This window comes from Arthrobacter sp. Y3225116 (assembly GCF_059091245.1).
In genome coordinates, this window is sequence record NZ_JBNHGL010000643.1 from 1 (window position 1) to 229 (window position 229).

Genomic DNA, 229 nt, shown 5'->3' on the forward strand with positions numbered 1-229 from the left:
TGCAGTACCATCGGCGCTGTGGGCCTTAGCTTCCGGGTTCGGAATGGGACCGGGCGTTTCCCCCACGCTATGACCGCCGTAACCCTTCGTGCGCGCCCGGAACCCTATGGTGGGGGTTGCCTGGCGGCAAATCTGTTGGTTACAAGCTTGTGCTTGGAACTGTATTCAATTGTTTGTTCCCTGGACGACAACGGGTTGTTGTCTGGGAACCACATAGCGGACGCGTAGC

At 58.5% G+C, this 229-nt stretch carries 1 rRNA gene; it reads right to left on the minus strand.

Annotated elements, in window-relative coordinates:
- A 5S ribosomal RNA gene (gene rrf, locus AC5RV2_RS19350) occupies window positions 1-81 on the minus strand; the annotation flags it as partial.
- Window positions 82-229: the final 148 nt, after the last annotated feature.